Raw genomic sequence first — 24,353 nt, 5'->3', positions numbered from 1 at the left:
ATAACAATGGCGAAGATTCTCGTCCTCTACTACTCGGCTTACGGCCACATCGAAACCATGGCTTATGCCGTAGCCGAAGGCGCGAAGTCCGCCGGCGCTGAAGTTGTTGTCAAGCGCGTTCCGGAACTGGTTTCCGAAGAAGTCGCCAAGGCCTCCCACTACAAGCTCGATCAGGCAGCGCCGATCGCCACCGTCGACGAACTGCCTGACTACGATGCGATCATCGTCGGCGCCGGCACGCGTTTCGGCACGGTTGCATCGCAGATGCGCAACTTCTGGGACCAGACGGGCGGCCTGTGGTTCACCGGCAAGCTCGTCGGCAAGGTCGGCTCGATGTTCACCTCGTCCGCGACCCAGCACGGCGGCCAGGAATCGACGATCCTCGGTTTCGTTCCAACCTTCCTCCATCAGGGTATGGCCTATGTCGGCCTTCCCTATGCATTCCAGGGCCAGATGGGTACGGAAGAAGTCAAGGGCGGCTCGCCCTACGGCGCATCCACCATCACCAACGGCGACGGCTCCCGCCAGCCTTCGGCAATCGAACTCGAAGCTGCCAAGTATCAGGGCGCGCACGTCGCCAAGATGACTGCAAAGCTCGCCTGAGTTCAGTCTAAATCTTTCTCTGAACGGCGGTCCTTCGGGCCGCCGTTTTATTTTGGGACAGCGATATCCGAGACAGGTTTCCCGAGCAGTCGCAACACCACGCAAACATTGTCTTGACGAATCCGCCCAAGTCGTTGATCTGGACGGCGCGCGAGCGTGGCGAAACTGGTAGACGCAAGGGACTTAAAATCCCTCGGCCTTAGGCTATACGGGTTCGATCCCCGTCGCTCGCACCACATTGAATTATCGTTTGAAAAGCAGCTTATCCTCCCTCGAACAGAAATCCCGATATTTCCTGGGGGAGGGGCAGCCGGGGCGCGGACGCGGAGACTAGGCCAAACAGGCCATAACGTTGTTGGATGGATTTCTAACAAACTCCCGGACTGCTTGTTGCCTTGCAGACATGGTCGATTTTGCAAAGAAAGTATAGGCCTCATCTATCTTCACGGATGTTAAAGCGCTGGCTGCTTTGCCCGCCTCGCATCATCAGTTGACGCTAATTTAGATAGGTGATCGCAACGGCCTGCGGTAGAATGGGCCGAGACCGCCAATTCCGGTCTGGTCATGGCGAATCCTTTGTTGGCAAATCGATGAAACAAAGACTAGCAGCAGTCCTGGCGGCCGACATGGCAGGCTATAGCCGACTGATGGAGGCGGACGAAGCAGGCACGCTCGCCCGCCTCAGAACCCACCGGATAGAGTTGATCGACCCTGCCATCGCCAAGAACGAGGGCCGCATCATCAAGACGACGGGCGACGGTATGCTGGTCGAATTCCAGAGTGTGACCGACGCTGTGAGATGCGCCGTGGAAATCCAGCAGCGCATGAAGCGGCGCAATTCCGACGTGCCGCAGGATCGACGGATCGAATTCCGGATCGGCATCAATGTCGGCGATATCATTTTCGACGACGATGACATTTTCGGTGATGGTGTGAACATTGCCGCGCGCGTCGAACAACTGGCCGATGTCGGAGGCATCTGCATCACGGCCGCGGTGGCGACGCAAATTGCCGACCGACTCGAAGTGGCCATCGAGGATCTTGGCGAGAAGGCACTGAAGAATATCAGCCGTCCGGTTCACCTTTATCGGGTCGGGGTCGATGACACCGTCCTGGCGCCCGCGGCGGATGCTGCGGGCGCCAGGCGGACCGCTTCCAAACCCACGATCGTCGTTCTTCCCTTCAACAACATGAGCGGCGATCCCGAGCAGGAGTTCTTCGCCGACGGCCTGACTGAGGATATCCTCACCGAACTGTCGCGCCGCCACGAGCTCTTCGTCATCTCGCGCAACTCCAGCTTCGTCTACAAGAACCAACCCGTCAATGTGCGCGAGGTGGCCGAGAAGCTCGGCGCCCAGTACCTGGTCGAAGGCAGCGTACGGAAAATCGGCGACAGGGTGCGCGTCACGGTCCAGTTGATCGATGCGGTCAACGATGCCCATGTCTGGGCGGACAAATACGACCGCAAACTCGACGACATTTTCGCCATCCAGGACGAGGTGACGGCCGCGATCGCCGCCACGCTTCCCGGGCGCGTCGAGGCGGCCCAGCGAGACCAACTCGCACGCACGAAGCCGGCAAACATGGCCGCCTACGAGTGTGCGCTCGCGGCCAAGGTGCTGCACCATAGAAGCAGCGCCTCGGACAATGAGCAAGCCCAGGCGCTGATCGACAGGGCCATCGAACTCGACCCAGGCTATGCGCATGCCCATGCCTGGCGGGCTTGCATCCTCGGGCAGGCCTGGGTGAATGGCTGGTGCAGTGACAAAGATGCGGCTTGGGCGCAAGTCAATTCCGAGCTGGAGCGGGCGCTTGCGCTCGACGACAACGACGCCGACGTGCATCGCATTCTCGCCGCGGTCAATGTCAACAACAACCAGCTGACGACGGCACGATATCATCAGGAGCGCGCCCTCTCGCTCAACCCCAATTACGACCTGGTGGTGGTTCAGCAGGGTGAGTTGCTGACCTGGCTCGGCCGGCCGGAAGAAGGAGTCGAATGGATCCGCAAGGCCATGCGGCTCAACCCGCATCATCCGGCACGTTTTTGGAGTCACCTCGGAAAGGCCCATTTCACCGCCCGGCAATATGGCGAGGCGATCGAGGCCTTCATGCATCTTTCCGCCATGGACCACGTCCAGCACGCTTTCGTCGCGGCCTGCTATGGCTGGCTCGGCGACGATATTGCCGCATCCGCACATATGAAGCAGGTCAAAGCGCTTGCGCCCGACTTCAGCATCGAGCCGTTCCTCGCTACGCTGCACTACACCCAAGAATCCGATACGCAGCATATCCGCGAGGGGCTGATCAAGGCGGGTGCCGGCGAGATCGTCTCAACGGCCAGCGACCTGGAGAAACGCAGGAACCTTGGCTGAATTCCACATCTCTCGACAGTTGGCAGCGCCAGATCCCCGCAACACCGCGACAAGAAAGCCGTGGATTGGCGTAGCGAGATATCCGTGGTTGCTGCTCGGCGCTTGTACCGCCGGTGAATGTGAGTGTCCCCTTGATACTCGGGGGAGTATGCTTTCAAGGTATCCTGAAGCGAGGGCGGCGCGATCGAAGCGCCTCGCAGCAGTTTGATACTGAGCGCTGACTCAAGAGGTAGAGTTGTGACAGAAGCGAGCATCTTTCTGGGATGCTCCCGTGGGTTCGATCCCCGTTGCTCGCACCATCTTTATAAACCCGTTCGAATATGCTTGTATAATGTGGATAAACCATAGGCAGCGCTTGTCTATGGTCTCAACGGTGCAAAAAATGTAGGCACTGTGCGGTTGAGTAAGTGTTGTCTTAGTGGGAGTAAGACGATGGTTTACGACTGGAATGGTGCAAGGACGCGTCGCATCAGACTTTTCAAGATGAGTGCCCTCCTGCTGTTGGGAACGGCAGTGGCAGCGGTGCCGTTGTTCTTCTGGGCCTTGCAACTGCGCGGACTTTAACGTCCCTGTTTACGGTCAGCGTCTGGCAAAGTCTGTGGCGGCATCCGCCATGGCTCTTGCCTCCCGCCATTTGTTGAAGGCCCAGCCGGCGACTAGGCCGACTGCTGCGCCTGCTGCCTTGACGCCTGCATCGTGAAGGCGCGCATGCCGCGTCGGCGACAGGTACTGCAGATATTCGATCGCGATGGCACCGAAGATCAGCAGCGCGGCGACCATTTTCCATTGTCTCGGATAAGCAAGAGCGAAAGCCAGCCCTGCCGCCAGGTAAGCCGCAGCGCGGTCGATGTCAGGTGTCTCGATCGTGTGAGGTCGCAATTCGATCGGTGAAACTGTCACGAACAGGATGAAGGCGAGAAGAAGCCATGCCAGTAGCTTTGTGATCTTGGATGTCATCTTGCTGTCATATTAGCAATTGCTGTGCGACATCAAGTTAAAAGCCGTCCACGTGACCTGGATCTTGGGCGCAATCTGGAGACGCGCTTAAGGAAGCCTTTCATCGGGCGAACCGCAAATGGCGCAAACGGGCTTCTTTCCACAAGCGGCCTGTGTCATAGCAACGTCTGGATTTTTGAAGAATGGACGAACGCCCGTGACAAGACACGATGTCGAAGGCGCCGAAGAGGCGATGCGCAGCCTTTTCCCCGCAACGCCGCTACAGCTCAATGATCACCTTTCCGCCCGCTATGGCGCCGATATCTGGCTGAAGCGCGAGGATCTTTCGCCGGTGCGATCCTACAAGATCCGCGGCGCATTCAATTTCTTCCGCAAGGCGATTGCCAAGGGCGCGGGCGGCAAGACCTTCGTCTGCGCCTCCGCCGGCAATCATGCGCAGGGCTTTGCCTTCGTCTGCCGCCATTTCGGCGTGCCGGGCGTCGTCTTCATGCCGGTCACCACGCCGCAGCAGAAGATCGACAAGACCCGCATGTTCGGCGCCGGCTTCATCACCATCGAACTCATCGGTGATTTCTTCGACCAGTGCTATCAGGCGGCCCGCGATCATGTGGAGGCGATCGGCGGCGTCATGGTGCCGCCCTTCGATCATGCTGATATCATCGAGGGGCAGGCGACGGTCGCCGCGGAAATCATGCAGCAGCTTCCCGAGGGAACAGTACCGGATATGATCTTCTTGCCGGTCGGCGGCGGCGGCCTTGCCGCCGGTATCACCGGTTTTCTCGACGGCGTTGTGCCGCAATCCGACTTCGTCTTTGCCGAGCCTGCCGGCGCGCCGAGCCTGCGCCGCAGCCTCGAAGCGGGGCAGATCGTCACGCTGTCGAAGGTCGACAATTTCGTCGACGGCGCAGCGGTCGCCCGCATCGGCGACCTGAATTTCGCAGCGCTGAAGAGTTTTTCGGCCGAACAGGTCAGGCTGATGCCGGAAAACGCCATCTGCGTCACCATCCAGGAGATGCTGAACGTCGAAGGCGTGGTGCTGGAACCGGCCGGAGCCTTGGCGCTGACGGCGATCGCCGCCATGGATCGCGAGGCCATCAAAGGCAAGACGATCGTTGCTGTCGTCTCGGGCGGCAATTTCGATTTCGAGCGGCTGCCCGATGTCAAGGAAAGGGCCATGCGCTACGCCGGTCTGAAGAAATACTTCATCCTGCGCCTTGCCCAGCGTCCCGGCGCGTTGCGCGATTTTCTCAATCTTCTCGGACCGCATGACGATATCGCCCGCTTCGAATATCTCAAGAAATCGGCGCGCAATTTCGGTTCGATCCTGATCGGCATCGAGACGACGGCTCCGGAGAACTTCGCGACGCTGGTCGCCAATTTCGAAAGATCAGGCATGGGCTTCGAGGACATCACCGAAAACGAGATCGTCGCAAACCTGATCATTTGACTTTGCGTAGACAGCACTGCGTGCTAAAGGCGGATTATGGCTTCGTTCCTTTCAAACATTCTTTCGGTCTTCTCCGGCGGTGGCAAATCCTCAGATGAGGCGGCTGCGGGTCCTTCCGGCGAGCCGCAGCTCTATGGCGATTGCACCATCTATGCCGAGCCGCAGAAGGAAGGCGGCCAGTATCGTCTAGCCGGCCGGATCGAGAAGAAAGTCGGTGAGGACGTTCTCGTGCGCAAGTTCATCCGCGCCGATCTCTTCTCCTCGTCCGATGATGCGATCGAATGCACGGTGCGTAAGGCGCAGCAGATTATCGACCAGCACGGCCCCTCTCTTTTCAGCGATGGCGAGAAGCTTCGGCAGGTCTGAGGGCGCGAGCCGGGCGAACCTTGTCCGAGCTGACATTTCCCGTTGTTTTTCAAAACTATGACAGCATTTCGGTGACGGAAACTGCTGGTTTGATCACCTAATCTTAAAGGATTATGGCGAAGGTGGCGCCTGCAGGTTTTGCAGGGCGCCGCTTGTGTTTGAGCTTTCCGGACGATTGACCAGAAGATCCGCCGCGGTGGCTGTGGCTCGCTCGTGCGCTCCTGTTGTCGGCGGAGGGCAGTGATGGAACTCCTCAACACCGCGCTCTTCATCGTCGAAGCCGTCAGCTATTTCGTGCTGATGGTCAGTCTCCTGCATTTTCGACAGCGCCTCGGACTGGGTGTCTTCCTGACGGCGCTCGGCGTCATGCATTTCATGGAGACCTATCTTGCTGCGGTCTTCTATGTTTCCCTGCCATTCGGGAACGTATCGCCGGGGTCTTCGATCTTCTTTTCCGGCAAGCTGATGATGATCCTCATGCTCTACCTGCAGGAGGATGCGGCGACCGTCCGCCAGCCGATCTATGGTCTGTTTCTCGGCAATCTCCTGACCGTCGCCATTGCCTGGGTGCTGCAGCTTCATCAGCCGCTGGATCTGTCGCCCGGCCATCCGGCAGACGTTAATTTCCTGAAGGAAATGGGGTGGCTGATGGTGTGGGGCACGGCAATCCTCTACCTCGACTCGCTCGGCATCATCCTGCTCTACGAGAAGCTTGGCGATTTCACGCGTCGCCGCGTCGTGCTGCGCTTCATGATCTCGGGCCTTGTACTTCTGACATTTGACCAGATCCTCTTCTTCAGCGGCCTGCATTATTTCGTGGGCGTGCCGATGACGGCCTTCTGGGCTGGATGGAAAGCCAAGATGCTGGCCGTCTGCCTCTATTCACTGATGTTCGCCGTCTATGAATACCGTATCCGCCGGGACGGTGTTGCCGCCTCGGCCCGCTCGATCAGCGACCTCTTCGGGGATCTGACATTCCGCGAGCGCTATAACGATCTCCTGGAGCGCACCGGCCGCGACATGTTGACCGGCGTCTATGACCGCAGCCGCATGGAACTGGAGGCGCCGCTGATGGTGCGCGAAGCGCTGCGGCAGGGCCAGTACGCGACCGTTCTCATCATCGATGCCGACCATTTCAAGGACGTCAATGACGGCTTCGGCCATCTGCAGGGCGACAAGGTTCTGAAGGCCATTGCCTCGAGGCTAGGAACGACGCTGCGCTCCAGCGACCGTATCTTCCGATTCGGCGGCGAAGAGTTTGTCGCCGTTTGTCCAGGCACAAGCCATGAGGAAGGCTTGCTGCTCGCCGAGCGCCTGCGCTGGACGATCGTGACCAGTGTGAAGACGCCCGATGATGCGTCGGTATCGGTGAGCATAGGGGCTGCAACCGCCGACGAAGACGGTACCAGCTTCACGACCGTGCTTTCGGCGGCAGACAGCCGCCTCTACGAGGCAAAGAAGAGCGGCCGCAACTGTGTCGTCGGCCGCTCCGGTGTCGTGAAAGTCAGCTAGCTTCCGCCCGCTCAGGCGGCGCGGAAAAGCTTGGCGCCGGAGGGAGCGCTCGTCATACCGCCGTCGACGGTAATTTCGATCCCGGTGACATTGCTGGAATCGCTGGAGGCGAGATAGAGCGCGGCCTTTGCGATCTCATCTGCTTCGCTCATGCGGCCAAGCGCGCTCATGTTCCCGAGCTTTTCTTCGAGTGCCGACATCGCATCTTCGGTCTGCGCATAGGGCGACCAGATCGGTGTGCGCGTGCCGCCCGGCGTTACCTGATTGACGCGGATACCGCGGGGCGCAAGCTCGGAGGCAAGGTTGCGCGTCATGGAGCGCACGGCACCCTTGGTGGCGGCATAGGCCGACCAGCCGGGCGCGCCAAGAACGGCATGGACCGAGCCGTTGAGGATGACAGAAGCGCCATCATTCAGATGCGGAAGTGCCGACTGAACCGTGAAGAAAACCGAGGTCAGGTTGGTGCTGATGATCTTTTCGAACTGTTCCAGCGAGGTCTGGCCGAGCGGCGTTGCGCCGCCGATGCCGGCATTGGCAAAGACGACATCGAACTTGCCGACGGCAGAAGCTGCCTCGGCGAAGACCTTCTCCGCCGCCGCAACGTCTGTGAGATCGATCTTCAGCGTCAGCACGTCGCCGCCAAGTGCTTTCTTGGCCGCTGCCAGCGTTTCGGGGTTGCGGCCGGTGATGATGACCTTCGCGCCTTCGGCAACGAAAACCTTGGCAGTGGCAAGCCCGATACCGCTGTTGCCGCCGGTAATGAGCGCGATCTTGTTCTTGAGACGCATGGAATGGCTCCTATTGGAAAATGGCTCGATCTGGATTATGATCGATATCTACAAGGATTATGATTATAATCCACATAAGTCAAGTCCGCATATCGGGAGATTTTCGATGGGTCATTCGCAATTGGAAAAGCAGAAGACGCACGACAGGATCGTCGAGATCGCTTCCAAGCGTCTGCGAGAGAAAGGACTGGAAGGGCTCGGCGTGGCCGATCTAATGAAGGAGGCGGGGCTGACTGTTGGCGGCTTCTACAAGCATTTTGCCTCGCGCGACGAGATGGTGGCCGAAGCCATGAAACTGGCTTTCGGCTCCTGGGAAGCGAAGGTGCGTTCGGAGGGCAGGGCACCCGCAGATATCCCGATGGCGGAATATTCCGCCAATTATCTGAGCCCGCATCATCGCGAGGACGTGAGCGGCGGCTGCCCCTTTGCTGCTCTGACGGCCGACCTTGCCCGTAGCGGCGAGAAATGCCGTTCGCTTGCGACCGATCAGTTGAAGGCGAATCTGGGAAATATGGCCGGACGTGTGGCAGCGGCCGATGAGGCGCAGGCACGTCGAAAGGCGATTATCCTCTCCAGCCTGATGACGGGCGCCGTCGGCCTCGCACGCATTGTCGACGACGAAGAGCTCTCCGACGAAATCCTGGAAACGGTCCGCTCCTTCACCGATGACTTCGCGGGAAAATGAAAGGGCCGGCATCGCGCCGGCCCCGTCGAGTGGTACTTCTTAGTTCACGGATTAAGCAGCAAGCGCGAGCTCTTCGACGCGCGACTTGGCAGCGCCGATGGCCTTCTCCGCTGCTTCCGGGCCGAAGGCGAGACCTTCGACATAGATGGTTTCGATATCGGTGATGCCAAGGAAACCGAGAACCGACTTTAGGTACGGAACGGCGTGGTTCATGCCGGCGGCCGGACCCTGGGAGTAGACGCCGCCGGAGGCGAGAACGACATAGACCTTCTTGCCGGTCGCGAGGCCGACCGGGCCGCTTTCGGTGTACTTGAACGTAAGGCCTGCGCGGGCAACGTTGTCGATCCAGGTTTTCAGCGACGAATAGATGTTGAAGTTGATGAGGCCGGTGCCGATGACGATGCTGTCGGCGGCGAGAAGCTCGTTGACCAGCTCATCAGAAGTCTTCACGGCTGCAGCTTCCTCAGCCGTACGGGCTTCCGGCGGCTTGCGGATGGCAGCAGTGAACAGGTCATCAATATGCGGCAGCGGATTTGCGGCGAGGTCGCGACGAACGACGACGCTACCCGGGTTCTGGCTCTTGAGCTTGTCGGCGAGCTCGGCAGCGATCGACGTGGAAAGTGATTCCGAACGCGGGCTGGACGTCAGAAGAAGAATGGAAGACATAGTTGAATTTCCTCTCGAATTGGATTTCAGCTGCCGGTTGGAAACGGCAAACCGCTGTGTTCGAGTGTGAAAATAAGGCTGGCCCGCTATCGAAAAAACTGGGATAATGTCGATCAAAATTATCGATGGATTGGATGGAAGATGCTTCCCAACCCGACACTGGATCAATTGCAGGTTTTCCTGACGGTCGCCGAAACCGGCAGCTTTTCGGCCGCCTCGCGCGTGCTGAACCGCGCGCAGTCGGTGGTCAGCTATACGATCGCCAATCTGGAAGCCCAGCTCGAAGTGCCGCTCTTCGAGCGTTCCGGCGCCCGCCAACCGAAACTGACGGATGCCGGCAAGGCGATGCTGGAGGATGCCCGCCGGCTGATGGCCGACCTCGAAGTCATGCGCGCCCGCGTGAAAAGCATCAAGCAGGGGTTGGAGGCGGAGCTTTCTCTGGCAATCAGTGTCATGGTGCCTGCCGATGCCGCTATGATGGTGCTGCGCGAGTTCCGCGAAAAATTCCCGGGTGTAGCCCTCAACCTCAATGTCGGCGAGCTCGGCATGGTCATGGACATGGTGATGAACGACAAGGCCGATATTGGGATTGGCGGAGCGCTTGTGAGGCAGGACGATTCGCTTGTGGCCGAAAAGATCGGCTACTCGTTCATGGTTCCCGTGGTCGCACCCGATCATCCGCTGGCGAGCATTGGCCGCCCGCTGACGCTGGCTGATGTGCGCGAAGAGATCCAGCTTGTGGTTTCCGATGCCTCCGGCCTGACCAAGGGGCGGGACTTCAACGTCCTGTCTTACAGGACATGGCGTGTCAGCGACATTGCGACCAAGCACCAGCTCATCAGGGGTGGTCTCGGCTGGGGTGGCCTTCCGGTTTCGGTCGTCGGAGAGGACATCATGAAGGGCAATCTGGTCGCCATCAAGCTGGAGGCTTACGAGCAGGGCGAATATCCGATCTATGCCATGCGCAGGGCCGCAAATCCGCCAGGCCCCGCCGGGCAATGGCTGGTCGAGGCCTTTCGCGGGCGGCTCTCCATGTGCCCGAGCCATGGCGAAATGATCAACATACTGGGCATTGACGGGCTGCATGCCATTCCCGAAGCTGCCGAATAGCTGCACGGTTGACGGGTTTCCGGCCTTTGCTATAACGGCGTTACGGTCTGCAGTTCACCGAGGCGTCGCCGTCCCGCAAGGGAAGCTAAACCTGCTCCAGAGAGATGATCAGCACTTGTCCTGTGCCGAAGTCGAAAGCCGGCGACCACCGACACCTTTTTCAGGGAACGGCGCGTTGAGGATAAGACGTGACCAGATCTATCTTTCCAATGGAAATCGCCGATCTTTCGGCTTTCGCCAAATCTCTCCGCAAGCAGATCGAAGCGCTCGCTGACAATCCGAGCCATGTCGAGATGCTCAACCTGCTGACCCGCGCGGCGGGTTATCGCAACTACCAGCATTTCCGCAGCGTGGCGCAGTCCGCTGCGGTCCTGAAGGACTGGAGCCTGAAGCTGGATCCCGAGCCTTTGCCGAATGAAGACCGCGTGCTGAAGGCATCGCGCCATTTCGATGGCAACGGGCAATTGATCCGCTGGCCGGGCAGGAGGGGGCTGCAGGAACTTTGCTTGTGGTTCCTGTGGTCGAAAATACCGGCGGATACGGAACTGACGGAACGCGAAATCAGCGATTTGCTGAGCCGCCTGCACCTCTTCGGCGATGCCGCACTGCTGCGCCGCGAGCTTTTCGATTTCGGGCTTGTCCACCGCACCCGGGATGGCAGGCAATATCGCAGGATCGAAAAGAAGCCGCCGGCCGAACTCGGCTTGCTTGTTCGTCGCATCGAAGCTGAGGCGGAAACTGCTTGAGCGAAAAGGGCGCGGTTGAAGAAACCGCGCCCCTGCGGCTTTAGAGAATCAGTCTGAATTTTGTGAAGCCCTCGGCGCCTTCGCCGGCATCCTCGATCTTCACGCTCTTGACGTCGGCAAGGTACTGCTTGGCCTTCGGGCCGCTTTCGAACACGACGGTCGTGCCGGGCAGCGGCTTGAAGGTCCAGTTGCCGTCGGCGGACGGGTTGATCGTGCCCTGATCATGGACATAGCGGACGATGACGTCGCGGTTGGTATCCGGCGCCTGGAAGATCACCTTATCGGAGGCGATGTCCGGGAAGTTGCCGCCGCCGCCTGCACGGTAGTTGTTGGAGACGACCACAAATTTCTGCGCCGGATCGATCGGCTTGCCCTCGAAGGCCAAGTTCTGGATTCGATTGGCGTCCGGATTGATGGCCTTGCCCGACGAATCATATTTCGGCGGCTGCGACAGGTCGATCTGATAGTTCACACCGTCGATGATGTCGAAATTGTAGGACGGAAAGTCCTTGTTGAGGAGGACCGCGTCCTTCGCGCCGGGTTCGATATGGTTGAACATGCCGGCGGACATCTCCAGCCACTCCTTCACCTGCGCGCCGGTGATGGCGACGGCCTGAACCGTATTCGGATAGAGATAGAGGTCGGCGACGTTCTTGATGGCGATATCGCCGGCTGGAACATCCGTATAGTAGTCCGCACCGCCGCGACCGCCGGCCTTGAAGGGGGCTGCCGCGGAGAGAACGGGCAGATCCTTGAACTGCGTATCCGCCAGCATCTGCTTGATATACCAGGTCTGCGCCTGTGAAACGATCTGTACCGACGGATCGTCGGCGACGAGCGCAAAGTAGGAATAAAGCGGCGCGGAGGTCTTGCCGACAGGCGTGCGGACATAGGCAAGCGTTGCCTCATGCTCTGCCTTGGCTGCCTCGACGACTTCCTTCTTGTCGGCAACATCGGCAACGACTTTCTTCTTGTCGTCGCGATGGTAGATCGGCCGCGCCTCGGAGGTGAAGTCGACGATCTTCCAGCTGTTGCCGTCTTTTTCCAGCAGGAGGTCGATCAGGCCGAGATGCGAACCCCAGAAGCCTGCCATGACGGCGGGCTTGCCATGCAGCGTGCCCTTGACCGGATCGGCATTGCTTATGCCATCCCAGCTCTTCGGACCGGGGAAGACAAGATGCTGGTGACCGGTGAAGATCGCATCGATGCCCTCGACGGCAGCGAGGTGGAGCGAGGCATTTTCCATCTTTTCGGACGGGGCGGAACCGTCGATGCCGGAATGGGAAAGGGCGATGACGATGTCGGCGCCGGCTTCCTTCATGGCCGGCACCCAGGCCTTGGCCGCCTGGACGATATCGCGGGTCTGCGCCTTGCCTTCGAGATTCTTGACATCCCACAGCATGATCTGCGGCGGCACGAAGCCGATAAAGCCGATCTTGACCGGGCTTTCATTGCCGGAGCCATCCTTGATCTGCTTTTCGACGATAATGTAGGGCTTGAAGAACAACTCGTCCTGCTTCGGGTCGGAGGCGAGCTGGCCCTTGGTCAGGTTGGCGCAGACGAAGGGGAAGTTCGCGCCGTTCAGCACCTTGAACATGAAGTCCAGGCCATAGTTGAACTCGTGGTTACCGAGCGTGCCGACGGTGTAGCCGAGCGTGTTCATCCCCTTGATGACCGGATGGATATCGCCGTCCTTCATGCCGTGCTGATAGGCCATATAGTCGCCCATCGGATTGCCCTGCAGCACATCGCCATTGTCGATCAGCAGCGAGTTGACGGCTTCTGCCCGGATTGTGTCGATGATGGTTGCCGTACGTGACAGGCCCATCGTGTCGTTCGGCTTGTCGGCATAATAGTCATAGGGGAGGACGTTGACATGGATGTCGGTCGTTTCCATCAGCCGCAGATGCGCCTGGTTTGCGGCAGCGCGGGCGCTGAATGGGTGCAGCAGCACGAGAGCGGAAGTGGCGGCGAGACCGCCGAGCAGGGAACGGCGCTCATCGTAGGCACATCGAAAATGGAAGACACGGCAACACTCCTTTTGACATCATGCATCACCCGGTTCGCTGAACTTAGGATGATTGGCGAAGGAGTACATCGCGAAAATGACAGAAGAGCAACAACGATGCTGCAAAGGCGGCATCGTTTTGAAAAACCTTAGCGAACGCGCGGCACGTCGCGATGGAAGAAGCGGAAATAGGAGGCAATGAGCGCACGCGCATTGGAATTCACGTCGAACTGGATGCCGACGCGGCCATTGTGTTTCCAGCGGATGACGCCGTCGAGCAGGCCGAGATCCTCGGCTTCGATGCGTACTTTGCTGCCGGAGGCCGCGTAGAGCGGCGCCTTGACCTCGAGCGCTGCTCCCGTGGCGGAAAGATCGAGGATGCGGGCATCCACCTGGCTGTTCATATAGCGGATCTTGCCGAAGACGCGGCAGTTCTTGCGGTCAGCCTTCCGGGCAGTGATCTTGAGATTACGTGTCATGCTTGTCCCCCTGAAGAATTCGGGAAAAGCATAGGCGCGGAAGATTGAAATGCCTTTAGAGGCTTGTCTAAAATTGCGCCGAAAGTCTCAATTCCGCACGGCCGCCCGCCGCGCCACGACATGTTCGCGCCAGACTGTGAAGATACCCGCCGCGACCACGATGAGCGAGCCGACGATCATGTTCAGCGTCAGCGTTTCCCCGTAGATCAGCACCCCGAGGATGGAGGCGTAGACGAGCTGGATGTAGGTGAGCGGCTGGACCGCGGCCGCATCGAGAGCGTCATAGGCGCGGATCAGGAAATAATGGCTCGACGTGCCGGTCAGGCAAACCGCAAGCATCCACATCCAGTCCCATCCATGGACCGGCGCCCAGTAAAAAGGCCCGGCAAGCGTCATGACGGCGGCTCCGACGACACCCGTATAGAAGAAGCTCGTCATCGCCGAATCCTGCCGGCTCACGTAACGCGTGGCGATCACATAAAGCGCGAAGTTGAAGCAGGAAACGACCGCGAGAAGCAGATTCACATCGAAAAATCCGCCTTCCGGCTTCAGGATCAGCAGCACGCCGAGAAGCCCGACACCGATCGCGGTCCAGCGGCGCCAGCCGACCTTCTCGCCGAGAAGCGGAATGGCAAGCAGTGCGACGATGATCGGGGTGGCGGCAAAGATCGCCTGCGAATGCGCAAGGCCGATCAGCGCAAAGCAGGTGATTGCCAGCACCACCTGCGTGGCAAGCAGAACACCGCGCGAGAACTGAAGAAAGGGATGTTTCGTGCAGGCGGTGGCAGCGATGCCGCCGCGCATCCTTGCGGCCAGGATCACGGTGAACAGACCGAAAGCCCAATAGCGCACCATTGTCACGAAGATGGGCGAATAGGTTGAACCAAGATGTTTCGAGATTGCGTCCTGCGCTGAAAAGATGGTGAGCGCGAGAAGCAGGAAGATATAGCCGTGGGTCTTGGATTTCATGTCTTGCCGTTGAAGCGGAAGATGCCCGCAGAGCCAAGCTAGGGCAGGGTTTCACTCGCTTTGCAAGGGCTCAGAAGCCGACATTCGGCCTGTCGATGATTTCGCGGAGCGCAAAGCTGGAGTTGATCTTCACCACATGCGGCAGCGCCGAAAGCCAGTCGCGATGGATGCGCTCATAATCTTCGAGGTCACGTGCGGCGACCCGCAGGATATAGTCGTACTCGCCGGACATCAGGTAGCAGACGAGCACGTTCGGACAGCGCTTCACTGCCGCCTCGAATTCCGACAGCGTCTTGGCGAACTGGCCGGACAGCGAGATATGCACGATGGCGATCATCTTGTAGTCGAGCGCCTTATGCGAAACCCGCGCATGATAGCCGCCGATAACGCCACTCTTTTCGAGAATGTCGAGCCGCCGAGAACAGGCGGAAGGCGACAGTCCCACCTTGTTGGCAAGCTCCGCATTGGTGATACGCGCATTGATCTGCAACGCCTTCAGAATCGCAAGATCGATATTATCGAGGTCGGACATTCGAAGAACTTTCGAAAAATGGAGGAGTGACGCAATAATCTTCGAAACTTCGCCTCAAGGCAAATCCTCTTTGCAAGGACATTTCGTGGCCGTGGTGGTTGGATTTAGGGGCAAGAAAACGCTCCGCGGAATGCGGACATAAGATGAGAGGAACGCGAATGCGTGTCGGCTGCCCGAAGGAAATCAAGAACCATGAATATCGCGTCGGTCTGACGCCGGCTTCTGTGAGGGAATATGTCGCCCACGGCCATGAGGTTTGGGTGGAAACGAAGGCAGGTGCCGGCATCGGTGCCGATGACGCGGCCTATGTGGCTGCTGGCGCGAAGATCGCCGCCTCGGCCAAGGATATCTTCGAAAAATGCGACATGATCGTCAAAGTAAAGGAGCCCCAGCCTTCGGAATGGGCGCAACTCCGCGACGGGCAGCTGCTTTATACCTATCTGCATCTCGCGCCAGATCCGGAACAGACCAAAGGCCTGCTCGCTTCCGGCGTCACGGCCATTGCCTATGAGACGGTGACTGACGATCGCGGCGGGCTGCCGCTCTTGGCGCCGATGTCTGAAGTCGCAGGCCGCCTTTCGATCCAGGCCGGTGCGACCGCCCTGCAGAAAGCCAATGGGGGCCTCGGAATCCTGCTCGGCGGTGTGCCTGGCGTTCTGCCGGCCAAGGTTGCCATCATCGGCGGCGGTGTCGTCGGCCTGCATGCGGCCAAGATGGCTGCCGGTCTCGGCGCTGATGTCAGCATTCTCGACAAGTCGCTGCCGCGCCTGCGCCAGCTCGACGACATCTTCAATGGCCGTATCCACACGCGCTATTCCAGCATCCAGGCGCTGGAAGAAGAGGTCTTCTCTGCCGATCTCGTCATCGGCGCCGTACTGATCCCTGGCGCTGCCGCGCCTAAGCTCGTTACCCGTGAAATGCTCTCGGGCATGAAAAAGGGTTCCGTCATTGTCGACGTTGCCATCGATCAGGGCGGCTGCTTCGAAACCTCGCACGCGACGACGCATTCCGAGCCGACCTATGTCGTCGACGGCGTCGTGCACTATTGCGTTGCCAATATGCCGGGTGCCGTTCCCGTCACCTCTGCTCACGCGCTGAACAATGCGACACTCGTCCACGGTCTGGCGCTCGCCGATCGCGGCCTGCGCGCCATTGCCGAGGACAAGCACCTGCGCAACGGCCTGAACATCCACCGGGGGCGTATCACCAACAAGCCTGTTGCCGAGGCCTTGGGTTATGAAGCCGTGGCCCCGGAGAGCGCGCTGAACGTGGCTTAAACGTGCTGACTCAAGGTCAGATAAAAGCGCCGGCTTCCGCAGGGGCCGGCGCTTTTTCTTTGTCGATCCGGCACTGGTAGCAATTGTTGCGTGCCGATCGCACATGCACATAGGCAATGCCCGGCCGCGTGAGCAATTCGGTCGCATAGGCAGGAATCCTCTCGATCGGCGTCACTGCACCGGTGCCGTAGACGATCCTGTCGCTCTCGCCATAGCCGCGGACAATGAAATCCGGGCTCGTGGTCAGCACCGGAGGCAGAACCTCGTTGGCGGAATAGCGTTCGCAGGGCTGTTTGTGCAGGAAGATCGGGCCGGTCTCGGCATAGGGCTGTAGTTCCGGAAAGGGCCGATAGGCGAAGACGAGCAGCTCTTCTCCCGCGCCGATGTTCCGCAGGCAATGCCGGCAGGGATTACCGTCGCCATCTGAGACCATTGTTTCCGGCAAACGGTCATACGCGTCGCGGCCGCCATTCCATAGCGCTTCTGCATCTGCTGTCGGCATGGCGGAAAATTGAATGCTGGTCATGGCAAATCTCCTTTGAGCTTTGCCACACTTTCTGCTCAGGCAACCTCTGAAGCCACCCGATTCTTGCTTCGAAGAGACTGACCGCTGCGCGTGCAAACGCGTCAGCCTCTTCTGGCTATTTCCAGCAGTTCCTTGTCGCTGAGCGGTCTGACGATCCCGGTACCTGTGGAGACGGGAGAGAACCCAAACATCTGGTAGAGCTGCAACGCGCGCGGATGGTCCAGATTGTTGGTGGTCGTCGTGACCTTCTTCGGATTCAGCGTCCAGATGGCGTAGAGTGCCTGAAGCAGAAACCATTTGCCGATGCCGAGGCCGAGCGCGTGTTCGAAAAGCCCGAAATGGCTGAGCTCGATCGTGTCCTCATCCTCACAGAAATATTCAAAGAAGCCAGCCGGCGCACCGTTGACATAGAGCACGCTGATATTGTTGCGCTTGTCATGGAGCGTTGCGGCAAGCTCTTCGTCGGTCATCCGCATCCGGTCGACCCACTGCCAACGCGCGCCGACCTGCCGATAGAGGTAGCGATAGAAGGCAAGCGGAATGCCGGGCGCGCGCATGATCGCCGTCTGAATGTTGACGGGCACGGGCAGGCTCGTCTTTGGCGGCGCGACCATTTCAAGTCGCGTGATATGGGCCTTGAGCGAGGCGGGCGTCTTTCCCATGGCGTTCAGGCTTTGACCGGTTCCGGCGGGCCGGTCACGACGGGCGTGTCCTCGCGGCTGCCCCATTCGCTCCAGGAGCCGTCATAGAGCTTGTTGTCGGTATGGCCGAGCGATTCCAGTGCCAATGTAATGATCGCCGCGGTGATGCCTGATCCGCAGGAGGTGACAACCGGCTTGGAGAGATCGATGCCGGCATCCTCGATCGTCTGCTTCAGTTCGGGCAGTGATTTGAAGCGGCCCTGATTGGCGAAGACGCCTGATGGCAGGCTGCGGGCGCCGGGCATATGACCGGAGCGCATGCCGGCGCGCGGTTCTGGCTCGCTGGCTGCGAAACGGCCGGCGCTACGGGCATCGGCGATCTGCAGGGCCGCACTCGAAACGATATCGCGCATCTGATCGAGGTGGACGACGCGGCTGGCGTCGTAATTCGCCTTGAAGGCTGCCGGTGCATAGCGTGGTACTTCGGTTTCGAGTGGTCGTCCTTCGGCCTTCCAGCCATCCAACCCGCCGTCGAGCACGAAAACGTTCTTTGCGCCCATCACCCGGAACAGCCACCAGACGCGCGGCGAGGCGAACATGCCGATGCCGTCATAGACGACGATGCGATCATTCTCGCTGATGCCGAGCTTGCCGGCTTCCGCCGCGAAATAATCGGGTGAGGGGATCGTGTGAGGCAGGTTCGTCGAGTGATCGGCGATCTTGTCCTGGTCGAAGCGGATCGCGCCGGGAATATGCCCGGCGGCATATTCCGCGTCGGCGTCACGCTTCTGCGCCGGAAGATAGAAGGATGCGTCGAGGACGCGCAGGTCCGGCTTGCCGAGTTCGGCCTGCAGCCACTCGGCCGAGACGACGAAACGGCTCTTGGTGTCGCTCATGATGATCTCCCCAGATATCAGAATTCGGCTATCAGGATTCGTTGCCGGGCGCGCCGAAGCGAATGCGGAAGCGCCGGTTCTCTTTGCCTTTCTTCTCGATCTTGGCAATATGAATCTGGCCGACTTCTTGTGTTTCCGAAACATGCGTGCCGCCGCAGGGCTGGCTGTCGATGGCGGAGTTCTCGCCGATGCAGACGAGGCTGACGCGGCCGAGTCCAACAGGCGGGCGCACATTCTTCGATTTGACGATGCCGGGATTGGCCGCAAGCTCCTCGTCCGTAATCCACTGAAGGTAGACCGGATGGTTCTGGTTGACGAGATCCATGAGCTTAGCCGTCACATCATCCTTGTCGATCGTGTCGGTCATGTCGAAGTCGACGCGGCTTTCTTCCTCGCCGACGGCGGCCCCGGTGATCGGATAGGAACAGACGACGGAGAGGAGATGGCAGGCCGTGTGCATGCGCATGAGCTTGTAGCGGCGCGGCCAGTCGATGTGCAGCACCAGCTTTTCGCCGATTTCCGGCTGTGCCTGACCTTCCAGCGGCATATGGATGACGACGTCCTTGGTCGCGCCATGTTTCGCCTGGCCAAGCTCTACCTTGGAGCCGTCGCCCCGTTCGAAGAAGCCGGTATCGCCTGGCTGCCCGCCCGATGTTGCATAGAAGCAGGTCTGGTCCAGTTCGATGCCCCCGTCCTCGTGAACGGCCGTGACGACCGCTTCGCACGTAGAGAGATAGAAGTCGTCACGGTAGAGGGCATCGACTGGCATCGGGGCTCACGCTGCGGGTTCGTAGGGTATTTTGATATCCGTCGAGCCGACCATCCATTCGGGAATGGGAAGGCCCTTAGATGAGAGGAAATCCGGATTGAAGAGCTTGGACTGATAGCGGTTGCCATAATCGCAGAGGATTGTCACGACCGTGTGGCCGGGGCCGAGATCCCTGGCGAGCCGGACTGCGCCGGCAATGTTGATCGCCGTGGAGCCGCCAAGGCAAAGCCCCTCATGCTCGACGAGATCGAAGAGGTAGGGAAGCGCCTCGGCATCGGTGACGTGATAGGAAAAGTCCGGCGTGAAGCCCTCGAGATTGGCGGTGATCCGTCCCTGGCCGATGCCTTCGGTGATCGACGAGCCCTCGGACTTCAAGGCGCCATTCTTGTAGAACTCGTAGAGCGCCGCACCCTCGGGATCGGCAATGCCGATCTTGATGTCCTTGTTGAAGGTCTTGAGACCTGCGGCGACACCGGCAAGCGTACCGCCCGAGCCGACCGAGCAGACAAAGCCGTCGAGCTTGCCGTCCGTATCCTTCCAGATCTCGGGTGCGGTGGTTTCGATATGCGCCTGCCGGTTCGCGACATTGTCGAACTGGTTGGCCCAGATCGCGCCGTTCGGCTCGCTCTTGGCAAGCTGCTCGGCAAGACGGCCCGAAACCTTCACGTAGTTGTTCGGGTTCTTGTAGGGAACGGCTGGAACTTCGACGAGCTCTGCACCGAGCAGCCGCAGCGCATCTTTTTTTTCCTGGCTCTGCGTTTCCGGGATGACGATGACCGTGCGATAGCCAAGCGCCTTGGCGACGACCGTCAGGCCGATGCCGGTATTGCCCGCCGTGCCCTCGACGATCACACCGCCAGGCTTGAGCAGCCCCTTCTTCTCAGCATCACGAATGATATAGAGCGCCGCTCGGTCCTTCACCGACTGGCCCGGATTGAGGAACTCGGCCTTGCCGAGAATGGTGCAGCCGGTCGCCTCGGAAACACCCTTGAGCTTGATGAGGGGCGTGTTGCCGATAGCCTCGATTACGGAGGGGTGGAAGGTCATGGAATCTGCCTCGTTTACGCATAGTTTAGGAACGGTCTTTTCCCTTCACAAGGCGCCATTGGCAAGAAATCCTATTCCATGCCTTCGGAGCCCGCGATAAAATTAGTCTTCCGTTTCCAGCCTTTCTCCCAGCTCGGGCAAGTAGTGATCCGAAGATTGACTTTCGACGTATGGATGACGACAAAGCAAGCGCGGGCGCAGGAACAAGGCGTGTCCGAATCTGAGATGGTTCACGAGAATATCGATACGATCGATGCATTGATGGCGCATTATGTTGCTGGCTCCCTTCCGGGGCCGGCTCGCGCACTCGTGGAATCCCACCTGGAAATGAAACCGGACAATCGCAGCCTGGTGGCTGACCTCGAACGGCTGGCGGGAGAGGCGCTGGAAAGTATCCCGCCAAGCCTGGTTGGCGACCGCGATGCGAAGCTTGCGTCAATCTTCGGCTCGAAGGCCCCGGCTTCCCGTCCGAAGCTCTCGCCACGTCCGCAGGGTGCTCTTTTCCCGCGCGCCTTGCGCAATCTCATCGGTTTCGAAGCTGATGACGTGCCATGGCGCAAGCGGCTTCCGGGCTTCAAGGAATATGCGACCGATATTGACGGCTGCGAGGTCAGCCTGATGTGGATACGGCCGGGCCGCGCGCTGCCGGCCCATACACATGCGGGCATGGAGCTGATCCTCATTCTCGACGGAGCCTTCCGCGATGAACGTGGCCGTTTTGGGCCGGGAGATATCTCGGTTGCTGACGCGACCGTCGACCATCGCCCTGTCGCCGAGAAGGACCGGCCCTGCATCGCCTTCGCCGTTTCGGACGGCCCAATCAAGCTCACCGGATCGTTCCGGCAGATCATTGGCGACCTCATCGGCTGAAAGCAGCCATAATGCTGTGATAGAGCCATGGTCCCGGGGGAGATGAGAAGCTTCCGGGCCAGTATTCGTGTTCAAATCGACAGACCGGAGGAAGTGTCATGCGTAATTTCATCGCCCGCCCGGAGCATGGTATCGTCTGGATTTCCGGCGCGAGTTCCGGAATAGGCCGGGCGCTGGCGCTGAAGCTCGCAGGCGAGGGATACGGGGTCGCCGTCACCGCCCGCAATCACGAAAAACTGGTGGAATTGCAGGTCGATGCAGCTGAACTGCCCGGCAGCATCATCGTTCTCGATGGCGATGTCACCGATGCCGAAGACATGGAACACGTCATGGCCTCGATCGAATATGAGCACGGCGCGCTCGCCATGGCGATCCTGTGTGCGGGCATCTATCAGCCCGTCCATGGCGAGGATTTGAACCGGGCTGATTTCGAGAAGACTTTTGCCGTCAACCTGTCAGGCATCGTCAATTGTCTGCTGCCGGCGATCCGCCACATGAAGGCGAAAGGGCAGGGGCAGATTGCGATCGTTTCCTCGGTGACGGGCTACACGGGATTGCCGACCGGCGCCGCTTACGGCGCGACCAAGGCCGCCCTGATCAACATGGCCGAAAGCCTGAAATTCGATCTCGACAAGATCGGTATCCGCATCCAGCTCATCAATCCGGGTTTCGTCGACACGCCGGCAACGCGCAAGAATGCCTTTCCCATGCCGGCACTGGTTTCGCCCGAGACGGCGGCGGAGCGCATTGCGGCGGGCCTTAAATCGCAGGCTTTCGAAATCACCTTCCCGAAGCGCTTCACCTACGTACTGAAGTTCCTGCGGATCTTGCCTTATGGTCTCTATTTCGCACTGGTGAACCGCTTCACCGGTTGGGGTGAGCGACGCGCCAACTCCGGTCACCGCCCGGTGACACCGCATCCAGCCGAGTGATCAAGGCCGCGAAAAGACCACCTGCCGCACATCGATGTTGCGGGCACGAAAGCCTGCCTCGCAGTAGAAGAGGTAAAATTCCCAGAGCCGCTTGAACCGGTCGTCGAAGCCCAGTGGCCTGAGTTTGTGCCAGACGGACCAGAAACGCTCGCGCCATTCCGCCAGCGTACGGGCATAATCAAGGCCGAAACCGAAGTCCCTGACCAGTAACATGTCCATCTTCCTGCCGAGTTCGGCGAGATGGTGGCGCGTCGGCAGCATGCCGCCGGGAAAGACATATTTCTGTATGAAGTCCGGATTGCAGCGATATTGCTCGAAAGCTTCAGGCCGGATGGTGATGATCTGCAGCCCAGCCTTGCCGCCCGGCTTCAGGCATTGTTTCAGCTTGGAAAAATAAGCTGGCCAATATTTCTCGCCGACAGCCTCGAACATCTCGATTGAGACGATGCGATCGTAGACCCCTGTTTCGTCGCGATAGTCCTGGAAGCGGAAATCGACCTTGTCGCTGAGGCCTGCCTTGCTGATGCGCGCCTGCGCGAAGGCAAGCTGCTCGCGGCTGATGGTCAGGCCCGTCACCCGGCAACTCAGTTCGCTTGCCGCGAACTCGGCGAAGCCACCCCAGCCACAGCCGATTTCCAGCACGTGATCGCCGGGCTTGATGCCGGTTGCCTCCGCCAACGCGCGATATTTGGCATTCTGCGCCGACTGCAGGTCATTGGCGCCGGTCGAATAGAGCGCCGAGGAATAGGTCATGCTCGGATCGAGCCATTGCTTGTAGAAGTCGTTGCCGAGGTCGTAATGAGCCGAGATGTTGCGCTTCGAGCCTATTCTGGTGTTGGCGTTCATCCAGTGGCGGATGCGCTCGACGAGGCGGCCGACACCGCCCTTGCCATGCGAATAGCTATGCGCGGCCTCGCCATTGACGAGGAAAAGCTCGAGGAAGGCAGTGATGTCGGGGCTGTCCCAGTCGCCATCCATATAGGTTTCGGCGACACCGATCGTGCCGCTGGTCAGAGCCCGGTCTGGAAGGTTCCAATTCCGGAGCGTGAGCGCTGCGTTCGGTCCGGCGATCCTTCCCTTGATGAACACCCTGCGCCCGTCGGGCAGGGTGACGGCAAGCGAACCATGCTGCATGCGCAGCAGCCCCCGCAGCGCAAGCTTGGCCTTGAAAGGCAGGCCTTTGACGATGCGCGAGACGTTCTCTGCCGTCAATGTCACGGCATCCCGGGCAGTTTGGTTCCAGTCTTGTGTTTTGCTCATCCTCCGTCCTCCCGCATTTTCTGGCCGGTTGGGGACGACGCCTGCGCCTCTCCTCCGGCGATCGAGGCGAACGCTAGATTCATTCCGCAGCTTCTGCAAGCCGGCTTGGGGGGCTTCACGCTGACGGGCGGCGGAGGCGGTGGCCGGCGAATATAGACGGCGCCTTTCAGCCAGAGTTTCAGAGCCTCCCAGTGAATTCCAGCCATGATCTTGACGGTCAAGAAGGGAATGGCCGCAAGAAGATAGCCGAGCGTCCAGCCCGTCAGCGGCTTTTGCCGGCCGCTGAATGTGGCTGCAAGAAGCGGCCCCTCTGCATCGGTCTCAAGTATGCGCCAGCGGATAGAGGCAATCGGATCAACAGTTTCAGCAGGCGGGCATGAAAAAGGCCGGTCAAGCCGGCCTCTCTCAACGAATGGGTCTTTGCCCGATCAATTGTCATATTCGCGGCATGCCTCACTGATCGAAGCGCCGCTTTCACCGCCGCGCGTATCGATGCCCGTGCGCTGCTGCGGCATTCCCGGGCATTCGATTGCCTGGCCACCGATGCTCTGCGTTGTGGTCGGGTCTACCGGACTTGCGGGAACCGGATGAATGCCGTTGCTGTCACTCGTATAGTCGGACGAGTAATTGCCCGAATTTGGGTCCGTGGAACCGCCATTGGTCGGGCCTATGCTGTCGGGATTGGACTGGGCAAATGCCGACGACGCCATGCCGATGGCAAGCAGCGATGCGGCGATAAGGGATTTACGCATAGGGCTATCCTCCTTCGATTTTCATCTTTGGTGACATTCCCCTAACCCCTCAGCGAACTCCTTGTTCCGAAATTTGATCGGAGCGGTTGCGGCGACAATGACTTATGCGATGGATTTTCCAGCCCTCGCGTGGGTTTTGG

General features: G+C 59.6%; 23 protein-coding genes, 1 tRNA gene and 3 pseudogenes. 12 read left to right on the top strand and 15 right to left on the bottom strand.

Annotated elements, in window-relative coordinates:
- Positions 1-6 precede the first annotated feature (6 nt).
- From wrbA to FHT82_RS11235, 3 genes are all read left to right on the top strand, one after another.
- Entirely contained in the window at positions 7-603 is a 597-nt protein-coding gene (gene wrbA, locus FHT82_RS11245; protein ID WP_183729948.1) for an NAD(P)H:quinone oxidoreductase type IV, read from the top strand.
- 150 nt (positions 604-753) lie between these two features.
- A tRNA-Leu gene (locus FHT82_RS11240) sits at positions 754-839 on the top strand.
- 354 nt (positions 840-1,193) lie between these two features.
- Complete coding sequence (locus tag FHT82_RS11235; protein ID WP_183729945.1) at positions 1,194-2,978, top strand: adenylate/guanylate cyclase domain-containing protein; 1,785 nt, start codon at positions 1,194-1,196, stop codon at positions 2,976-2,978.
- 579 nt (positions 2,979-3,557) lie between these two features.
- On the opposite strand, the gene FHT82_RS11230 is transcribed toward FHT82_RS11235, so the two are convergent.
- Positions 3,558-3,935, bottom strand: coding sequence for a VanZ family protein (locus FHT82_RS11230; protein ID WP_183729942.1), 378 nt, complete (start codon positions 3,933-3,935; stop codon positions 3,558-3,560).
- Positions 3,936-4,131: 196 nt separating this feature from the next.
- Here FHT82_RS11230 and ilvA point away from each other — a divergent pair, with 196 nt between their 5' ends.
- The 3 genes from ilvA to FHT82_RS11215 all read left to right on the top strand — a co-directional run bounded on the left by ilvA (position 4,132) and on the right by FHT82_RS11215 (position 7,260).
- A complete protein-coding gene (gene ilvA, locus FHT82_RS11225) occupies positions 4,132-5,382 on the top strand; it encodes a threonine ammonia-lyase (RefSeq protein ID WP_183729939.1) in 1,251 nt (416 codons plus the stop codon).
- Positions 5,383-5,418: 36 nt separating this feature from the next.
- Entirely contained in the window at positions 5,419-5,748 is a 330-nt protein-coding gene (locus tag FHT82_RS11220) for an HlyU family transcriptional regulator (protein WP_183729935.1), read from the top strand.
- A 240-nt stretch (positions 5,749-5,988) separates the two neighbouring features.
- Positions 5,989-7,260 (top strand): GGDEF domain-containing protein, encoded by a 1,272-nt coding sequence (locus tag FHT82_RS11215; RefSeq protein WP_183729932.1) that lies wholly within the window; start codon positions 5,989-5,991, stop codon positions 7,258-7,260.
- Between the two features lie 11 nt (positions 7,261-7,271).
- Here the strand turns inward: FHT82_RS11215 and FHT82_RS11210 are convergent, their stop codons facing one another.
- A complete protein-coding gene (locus FHT82_RS11210) occupies positions 7,272-8,048 on the bottom strand; it encodes an SDR family oxidoreductase (RefSeq protein WP_183729929.1) in 777 nt (258 codons plus the stop codon).
- A gap of 106 nt (positions 8,049-8,154) precedes the next feature.
- Here FHT82_RS11210 and FHT82_RS11205 point away from each other — a divergent pair, with 106 nt between their 5' ends.
- The gene (locus FHT82_RS11205; RefSeq protein ID WP_183729926.1) at positions 8,155-8,733 is read left to right on the top strand and encodes a TetR/AcrR family transcriptional regulator; all 579 of its coding nucleotides are present in this window, start codon (positions 8,155-8,157) and stop codon (positions 8,731-8,733) included.
- Positions 8,734-8,784: 51 nt separating this feature from the next.
- Here the strand turns inward: FHT82_RS11205 and FHT82_RS11200 are convergent, their stop codons facing one another.
- Entirely contained in the window at positions 8,785-9,399 is a 615-nt protein-coding gene (locus FHT82_RS11200) for an FMN-dependent NADH-azoreductase (RefSeq protein ID WP_183729923.1), read from the bottom strand.
- Between the two features lie 141 nt (positions 9,400-9,540).
- Here FHT82_RS11200 and FHT82_RS11195 point away from each other — a divergent pair, with 141 nt between their 5' ends.
- Both FHT82_RS11195 and FHT82_RS11190 read left to right on the top strand, forming a co-directional pair.
- Positions 9,541-10,509, top strand: coding sequence for a LysR family transcriptional regulator (locus FHT82_RS11195; protein WP_183729920.1), 969 nt, complete (start codon positions 9,541-9,543; stop codon positions 10,507-10,509).
- A 188-nt stretch (positions 10,510-10,697) separates the two neighbouring features.
- On the top strand, positions 10,698-11,255 hold the full coding sequence (locus FHT82_RS11190) for a DUF2087 domain-containing protein (RefSeq protein WP_183729917.1): 558 nt from the start codon (positions 10,698-10,700) through the stop codon (positions 11,253-11,255).
- Between the two features lie 40 nt (positions 11,256-11,295).
- Here the strand turns inward: FHT82_RS11190 and FHT82_RS11185 are convergent.
- The 4 genes and pseudogenes from FHT82_RS11185 to FHT82_RS11170 all read right to left on the bottom strand — a co-directional run bounded on the left by FHT82_RS11185 (position 11,296) and on the right by FHT82_RS11170 (position 15,243).
- Positions 11,296-13,283: pseudogene (locus tag FHT82_RS11185) on the bottom strand (bifunctional 2',3'-cyclic-nucleotide 2'-phosphodiesterase/3'-nucleotidase).
- A 144-nt stretch (positions 13,284-13,427) separates the two neighbouring features.
- Positions 13,428-13,742 (bottom strand): annotated as a pseudogene (locus FHT82_RS11180) (PilZ domain-containing protein); the annotation flags it as partial.
- A gap of 87 nt (positions 13,743-13,829) precedes the next feature.
- On the bottom strand, positions 13,830-14,711 hold the full coding sequence (locus tag FHT82_RS11175) for a DMT family transporter (RefSeq protein WP_183729911.1): 882 nt from the start codon (positions 14,709-14,711) through the stop codon (positions 13,830-13,832).
- A gap of 70 nt (positions 14,712-14,781) precedes the next feature.
- Positions 14,782-15,243, bottom strand: a complete 462-nt coding sequence (locus FHT82_RS11170) for an Lrp/AsnC family transcriptional regulator (protein ID WP_183729908.1) — start codon at positions 15,241-15,243, stop codon at positions 14,782-14,784.
- Between the two features lie 158 nt (positions 15,244-15,401).
- Here FHT82_RS11170 and ald point away from each other — a divergent pair, with 158 nt between their 5' ends.
- A complete protein-coding gene (ald, locus tag FHT82_RS11165) occupies positions 15,402-16,520 on the top strand; it encodes an alanine dehydrogenase (protein WP_183729905.1) in 1,119 nt (372 codons plus the stop codon).
- Positions 16,521-16,536: 16 nt separating this feature from the next.
- Here ald and FHT82_RS11160 read toward each other — a convergent pair whose 3' ends face one another.
- The 5 genes from FHT82_RS11160 to FHT82_RS11140 all read right to left on the bottom strand — a co-directional run bounded on the left by FHT82_RS11160 (position 16,537) and on the right by FHT82_RS11140 (position 20,399).
- Complete coding sequence (locus tag FHT82_RS11160) at positions 16,537-17,046, bottom strand: DUF1203 domain-containing protein (protein WP_183729902.1); 510 nt, start codon at positions 17,044-17,046, stop codon at positions 16,537-16,539.
- Positions 17,047-17,147: 101 nt separating this feature from the next.
- On the bottom strand, positions 17,148-17,708 hold the full coding sequence (locus FHT82_RS11155; RefSeq protein ID WP_183729899.1) for a GNAT family N-acetyltransferase: 561 nt from the start codon (positions 17,706-17,708) through the stop codon (positions 17,148-17,150).
- A 5-nt stretch (positions 17,709-17,713) separates the two neighbouring features.
- Complete coding sequence (gene sseA, locus FHT82_RS11150) at positions 17,714-18,583, bottom strand: 3-mercaptopyruvate sulfurtransferase (RefSeq protein ID WP_183729896.1); 870 nt, start codon at positions 18,581-18,583, stop codon at positions 17,714-17,716.
- Positions 18,584-18,614: 31 nt separating this feature from the next.
- Positions 18,615-19,352: an alanyl-tRNA editing protein gene (locus tag FHT82_RS11145; RefSeq protein ID WP_183729893.1), complete on the bottom strand. Its 738-nt coding sequence runs from the start codon at positions 19,350-19,352 to the stop codon at positions 18,615-18,617.
- Between the two features lie 6 nt (positions 19,353-19,358).
- Positions 19,359-20,399, bottom strand: coding sequence for a cysteine synthase A (locus FHT82_RS11140; RefSeq protein WP_183729890.1), 1,041 nt, complete (start codon positions 20,397-20,399; stop codon positions 19,359-19,361).
- 210 nt (positions 20,400-20,609) lie between these two features.
- On the opposite strand from FHT82_RS11140, the gene FHT82_RS11135 reads away from it, so the two are divergent.
- Both FHT82_RS11135 and FHT82_RS11130 read left to right on the top strand, forming a co-directional pair.
- Positions 20,610-21,269: a ChrR family anti-sigma-E factor gene (locus FHT82_RS11135; protein WP_183729888.1), complete on the top strand. Its 660-nt coding sequence runs from the start codon at positions 20,610-20,612 to the stop codon at positions 21,267-21,269.
- A 98-nt stretch (positions 21,270-21,367) separates the two neighbouring features.
- Positions 21,368-22,201 carry an SDR family NAD(P)-dependent oxidoreductase gene (locus FHT82_RS11130; protein ID WP_183729885.1) on the top strand — a complete coding sequence of 278 codons (834 nt, stop codon included), beginning with the start codon at positions 21,368-21,370 and terminating at the stop codon, positions 22,199-22,201.
- On the opposite strand, the gene FHT82_RS11125 is transcribed toward FHT82_RS11130, so the two are convergent.
- The 3 genes and pseudogenes from FHT82_RS11125 to FHT82_RS11115 form a co-directional block, all read right to left on the bottom strand.
- A complete protein-coding gene (locus FHT82_RS11125; protein WP_183729882.1) occupies positions 22,202-23,461 on the bottom strand; it encodes a cyclopropane-fatty-acyl-phospholipid synthase family protein in 1,260 nt (419 codons plus the stop codon).
- 101 nt (positions 23,462-23,562) lie between these two features.
- Positions 23,563-23,808 (bottom strand): annotated as a pseudogene (locus FHT82_RS11120) (DUF1365 family protein); the annotation flags it as partial.
- 81 nt (positions 23,809-23,889) lie between these two features.
- Entirely contained in the window at positions 23,890-24,213 is a 324-nt protein-coding gene (locus tag FHT82_RS11115; RefSeq protein ID WP_183729879.1) for a hypothetical protein, read from the bottom strand.
- Between the last annotated feature and the right edge of the window lie 140 nt (positions 24,214-24,353).

The sequence above is a fragment of the Rhizobium sp. BK275 genome, assembly GCF_014193555.1.
Lineage (GTDB): Bacteria > Pseudomonadota > Alphaproteobacteria > Rhizobiales > Rhizobiaceae > Rhizobium.
Note: the sequence above shows the minus strand (reverse complement) of the source record. Positions and strands in the feature narration are given on the sequence as shown.